The sequence below is a fragment of the Streptosporangium sp. G11 genome, from assembly GCF_051192615.1.
GTDB lineage: Bacteria > Actinomycetota > Actinomycetes > Streptosporangiales > Streptosporangiaceae > Streptosporangium.
The window spans coordinates 1-5,947 of sequence record NZ_JBPJUQ010000183.1; the positions used below are offsets into that span (position 1 = coordinate 1).

The following is a 5,947-nucleotide window of genomic DNA, read 5'->3' on the forward strand; positions in this document are numbered from 1 at the left end:
TCAGGCCGTGCAGGTTGGTGATGAATACGACAAAGCACATCAAAATACCCATCGTAAATCGATGTCAAACGCCCACTGAGCAGGCGATTCACTGGGGCCTTCGTGATCTTTTGCCACATATTCGGCGCTCGTGGTGTTCGCCGTGGGTGCTCCCGGGTATGGAGAGCTCACTCGTGTGAGGGGAGGGCGAGCCTCATGGGTCACGGTCTGGACTACACAAAATGCGAGTCGCTGGACAGAAGCGATCAGGAACTGACCCCAGCCGAACGTGAGCGACTGGAAAAACTGCTGTGCGAGGCGAAGACCAACAGGCAGTGGAGCGCGCGGTACCGCTGAGGGAAGCCACGAGGCGGGTGATGGCGGCGCTGGCGGAACTCTGCTGGGAGCCGGAGCTCACCGACTTGGGGCGGGGCGGCGATCCGACCGCCTGGCTGTGCCGTATGGTCAGCGGCGATGGCGCCATGCCGCCGATGGCCCAGGGGATGGGCAAGGGGCGGCCCGAGGAGGCGCGGGTGGGAGCGCTGTTCGAGGCGCTCGAGCACTACCTCACGGGTCCCGCCTTGTTCGACCCCACAGCGGTGGAGCTGACCGAGCCCGCTCGGATCGCAGCCGGGCCTCTGCGGGATGAGGCCTGGACTGTACTGCTAGCGCGAACACCCGCCCCCAGCCTGGCCTGCCACCGCTACCGCCCCCTTGGAGGAGGGCAGGAGCTGCTCGTGCCGCTGTTCTTGTCGGCCCCCTGGTATGTCGAGACCACTGCCAGCCGGCTACGCGAGCAGGTCACGGACGCCTACGATTACGGTGACCTGATGCGATACAGCTGCAACAACGGCTCGGCCATCGGCGTCACGGCCGACGAGGCGTTGCTGCACGCCCTCAACGAGACCATCGAGCGCGACGCCTTGTCCCTGCTTCTGGTGCGGGCCTTCCTCCGCCCAGTCGGCTTCCAGCCCCGGGTGATCGACCCGGCCACTCTCCCGAGGGAGCCGGCGCGCGCGTATTCGGCGGCCGAGCGGCTCACCGGCTCCCCGGTGTATCTGCTGGACATCACCAGCGACCTCGGGGTGCCCACCATGCTCGCCTACACCGCGCCCACCTGCCATCACCCACATCGGCGCGGCGCCGGCACCTCGCTCAGACGCACTCACGCCGTCTGGCGCGCTCTCACCGAGCTGTTGCAGACCACCTTGGGGGAATCCCTGTCGTGGTCCGGCGTCCCCCTCCGAGGGGACCTCGCCGGGCTCGCCGCTTATCCCGCGCTCCACGCGTGCGGACGGTTCGACCTCACCGACCACCTGCGCGACGCCATCATGATCCCCTTCACCCCGGCGGGCAGCGCACCCCATCGACCCCATGCCCAGTTGCGCAAGGTGATCGCCATCCTGGCCGCACGCGGCTACACGCCTTACCACCGTACGGTGGCCACCCTGTCAGGAGAGATCATCGCCGTACACGTCATCGTGCCGGATCTGGACCGCTTCATGTTGATCTCCGACGGAAACCTGGTCCTGCCGGGTCCTCGCGGACAAGCCACGAGATTTCCGTGCTGATGTCACCGGTTTGGGCTGAACATGGATCAAAGAAGGAACTTTTCCGCTTGATCAACCTTCCGCTTGTGGGTTCATGGTTACGTTGTGACGGGGCGTAATCGCATACTGGAGTTATGGCTGGGCATCGCTGGGGACGGGGACCCAACCCCAAGAGCACCGTGGCGCTGGGGCTTTTGATCCTTGGGCTGGCATACTTGTTCATGTGGGTGGTGCGAGCGGTGCCGCTGCCGAAGCTGGACGTCAACCTCATAGTCCTGAACATCGTCCAGATCATGGTGACGATGGCCGGCGTGGTAGTTCTGGCAAACGGGCTGGTGCGGCTGTGGTCCTCGTGGCGGGGGTCGGCCAGGCCACCGCCCACCCCCACGGTCACCGGTATCGACAAGGCCAAGGACATCCTCGCGGGCCTGGTGACCGAGCGGTGGAGAAACGAGGTCATCGAGAATTCCCAGCCCATCCCAGTGCCCTGGCGATCGACCGATTGCGTAGAGCTATCGAACCATCCCCGCCTGATCGTCGAGGGAGCCCGGACCTTCGCCAACTTCACGGGTGACATTGCCAAGCTGGCCGACGACTTCCGCGCACTTAAATGCCAGCGCCTGATCATCCTGGGTGGGCCAGGGACAGGAAAGACCACCTTGGCCGTACAGCTGCTTATGAAGCTTCTGGAAACGCGCCAACTGGGTGAGCCTGTTCCGGTGCTGCTATCAGCCGCGCGCTGGAATACCAAGCAATCAGTGCTGGATTGGCTAGCCGAGTGCCTCGACCAGGACTACCCCGCACTGCATGGCGAAGGACTCCCCCCCGGCACTCCTAAAAAGCTGGTAGCTCATAGCGCGGTGTTGCCCGTGTTGGACGGACTGGACGAGTTGCCCCCGGAGTCCCTGGCCAAGATACTCGCGCCGCTGAAACGCGCTGAATTCCCGCAGCTGATCGTCACCTGCCGTACGGCCCCCTTCGCGGCAGCCGTCAAGGAAGTGGGTGACGTTCTCAGTGAGGCAGCTGTCATCGAGCCGCAACTCATTGCTTCCCGCGTGGCGGCCGATCATCTGGAAGCGTGTTTTTCCGCTCCGCCCCCACACTCCTGGCCCCGGATCCTGGACGACCTGCGGAGGGGGGCCGCTCCCGCCCTGGCCAAGGTCTGTTCGACATCTCGGGGACTCTGGCTCGTCCGCGAAACCTACATTGAACCCCGCGAGAAGCCGGATCCGGTGACGTTGCTGGATCTCGGCTCGTTGCGGGATCCGTCCGCGCTCAACGCCCACCTGCACGACCAGCTCATCCCCGCCGTCGTGAGCGCATACCCTCCCACCGGCAACGAAGCCCTGCCTTTCCGGCCTCATTTCTCCTGGCCCGCAGGCGACATACGCCGTTGGCTCACCTACCTCTGCCACCTGCTCACGCTGCCCGGCGAGGACACTCATGACGTGGCCTGGTGGCATCTGGCGCGCTACGCCCCAACACGTCTGATCCGATTGGCAGTCGGCCTCGTGTGTGGACTCGTGGTCGGAATCGGGGTCGACGTCATAACCACAGCGCCGGTGGCTTGGGCGGTGGTAATCGGCATCGTGTCCGCGCTCGTGGTCACGCTGGCGACGGGATCGTGGTTCGAGGAGTCCCCCGGCTATGCCAATTTCCAGCTTCGTGGGAGAGCCTCGCTTCTGATCCGCTACCTCAGGCGCGGGCTGATAGTCGGTCTCCTGGGCACACTCGTGGGCTTGATCATGAGTGGTGGGACCCTGTGGTACGCACTGATGATCGGGCTTATATCCGGGCTCGGATTCGAGTTCGCCGTTGGCCTGCTCGCCTGGGTAGAGGATCCCGCCGGCACAACTATGGCACGATCTCCACGCTCGACCTGGCAAAACGACAGGAGTCTCACCCTCATCAGGATGGCCAGCGGGCTCGCGATTGGACTCATGGCAGGAGTCATCGGATGGATAGGCGGGTTGGGTCCGGTGGCCGTGCTCGTGGGCGGGCTCGTGTTCGGGCTGCTCTTCGGGCTCATGCTGGGAAATCACCACGCCTGGCTGGCGTACAGCTTGACGATCCCCCATCTGGCCACCACAGGGCGGCTACCCCGGCGGGCGATGGACTTCTTCGACGACGCCTACCGCCTGCGCCTGCTGCGTACTGAGGGGCCGTTCTACCAGTTCCGGGACACCGAACTTCAGAAGCACCTGTCTCCTTTCCCCGCAGCTCACGCCCGCCTGCGGAAGGCGCTCAGCGCTCTGACCACAGAGGAACGGGCGAACCCATTCACCGCGGCTCTCGCCGAACTGGTCGACCTCCAAGCCGAACGTCAGGCCAGCACGGGGGAACTCATCACCCCGACCGAATGGGCCCACATCCTCGATCGGCACTTCCCACGCTGAGGCCGCCTCTAAGCAGGCCAACCTGGTGATACTTCCCGGGCGCCCGGCACCCCGCCCGGATCAGAGCTGGTCACGTCTTGGTGGCAGTTGGCGGTCTTACGGGAATTCGCGGCGGCGGGTGGCGATATTTGGCGATGTGAGCGCTGAGCTGCAGGATGATCAGTCAGAGCTGATGCGCGCTGGGGTAAGTGCCAAGGTGGCGCGGCTGGCGAAGGCGACAGGAACCGCGGCACGTCCATGGTCTCCGCCCGCGTTGCTGGCGGTTGTTGTCGGCGGGCGCGTTCGCGCCGCTGCTCGTCTCAGGGGTGGGTGCGGCTGCGGTGGCTTCGGCGGCGAGAGGGGCCCTGACAGCGGTCGGCGGCAACGTGCTGACCGGCGAGTAGCCGACCGCGCCGGACAGCAGACCGCTCTCGCAGGTGTGGCAGACGCCGGTACGGCAGGACCAGCGGGTCGGGATGCCGCAGGCCTCCGCCAGTTCGAGCAGGCTTGCGTAGTCGGCGTCTCAGGGGACGGTGAGACCGCTGCGATCGTCACCGCTCCGTTTTGTATGACCGACCGGATTTGCTTTCGATATACAGCTTCCGTCACAGCTGTACTGCTATGGCCGACTAGTCTTGAGATCTCTTCCAGAAGAAGGCCATTGTCGGAGAGCAGCGAGACGAAACTGTGGCGCAACTCTCGTGGCGTCCATTCCTCCGCATCCACGCCTTCGGCCCCCTTGATCGCGATCAGAAAGTCGCGTCGGGCGTGAGAGGGCTCAAGGGCGTCCCCGTCAGCTCTGCGCTCCGAGCCGGCTTGCCACCGAGCGACATGGTGGCTGGCCTCGGCGGGTGCGGGACGTGCGCGGGATGATCTCGCAAACACTGCGGGCTACGCGAAGGGTTCGCGCAGCTCACGCCACATAAGCCAGTCGTACGATCACCGCTCTCCTAAAGCGGGTGTCGATTTTGGCTGCGAACCTGAAGGGCCCTGCGTGGTGGCAGCCTGATCGAAGCGCTCTCGGCAAGACCTGTCCACCGGCTCAACAGTGGCGGCACACCATCCTGCTCACTCGGCTGGGCCATGATCAGTGCACCCGCCGCCGCTACGATTGCTTGATCTTGTGCCTAGTTGTCCAGTTCTTGTAGGTTGTCGTAAAGACGGACTTATAGATCTCTACGTCGGTTATTGGTACACACCAGGCGATTTCAAACTTCTCCGGTCGATCCTCATTGTCGATGATGAGTTTGAAAGTGATGTATGAGTCGGCATTCATCTTGGTGACGTCGCCGCCCATCCACGAGTTGAGTAACTGTCGAAGCGAGCCGTTGGTGTCCTCGATGGCGAGAGTGCCGGAGTAGTTGCGCCCCTTGCGCTTCAACCGAGCGGAGTTGGCCACGACCTCCCGGATGATCGATGGCCCAGCTGTACCGGCAACGACAAGCCCATACCAGTCAGGGTTAGCCGAATTTATGCTCTCAATAGGTGATCCATCCGTTCCCTGGTTTTTGGGATAGACAGTCTTGCTCACGACCACATAACGACGGCTAAAGCCCTCGTAAGACTTGATCTTCACGTCGAGATCGTCGTACGCCAGATGGTTCATGAATCGCCCGGTGGCTATTCCACCGGCGTTGCTCTGAGTGAATCCCCCCTCGAAGCTGAACGTCCCCGCCGGGGTGGCCTCCAGGGCGAGCTCGATCGCGGCGGCCAGCTCTGTAACCGTGCGCGGTGGCGGGGCTGGTTGGGGCGGCGAAGACTCGGTCTTCACGGCTGCTGTAGCGGTGGGCGTCGATGTGAGGTTTGCGTTCGTTGAACTCGGACGGCTGGTCGGGACGGTGGCGACGTCGAGCTGATGCTTCCGCTCATCTGTATCGCCTGGTAGCACCTTCAGGGCGATGACCGCCGCGAGTCCAACGGCGATCGCGATCACCGCACCTGTTCGACGACTCTTTAGAGTTTTCCGTGAGCCCTTTCCATCGTGACGACGCTGGTCACGATGGGTACGCGCAAAGCGGTGGCGGATGAGACGAGGCTCCCGAT

General features: G+C 63.9%; 4 protein-coding genes. 2 read left to right on the top strand and 2 right to left on the bottom strand.

The window, feature by feature from the left end:
- Window positions 1–356: 356 nt before the first annotated feature.
- Both ACSDR0_RS49105 and ACSDR0_RS49110 read left to right on the top strand, forming a co-directional pair.
- A complete protein-coding gene (locus ACSDR0_RS49105; RefSeq protein WP_435295873.1) occupies window positions 357–1,550 on the top strand; it encodes a YcaO-like family protein in 1,194 nt (397 codons plus the stop codon).
- A gap of 158 nt (window positions 1,551–1,708) precedes the next feature.
- Window positions 1,709–3,925, top strand: a complete 2,217-nt coding sequence (locus ACSDR0_RS49110) for an NACHT domain-containing protein (RefSeq protein WP_435295874.1) — start codon at window positions 1,709–1,711, stop codon at window positions 3,923–3,925.
- A gap of 163 nt (window positions 3,926–4,088) precedes the next feature.
- Here the strand turns inward: ACSDR0_RS49110 and ACSDR0_RS49115 are convergent, their stop codons facing one another.
- A complete protein-coding gene (locus ACSDR0_RS49115; protein WP_435295876.1) occupies window positions 4,089–4,409 on the bottom strand; it encodes a 2Fe-2S iron-sulfur cluster-binding protein in 321 nt (106 codons plus the stop codon).
- Window positions 4,410–5,009: 600 nt separating this feature from the next.
- The coding region (locus tag ACSDR0_RS49120; RefSeq protein WP_435295875.1) for a hypothetical protein at window positions 5,010–5,947 on the bottom strand (938 nt) is incomplete at its 5' end.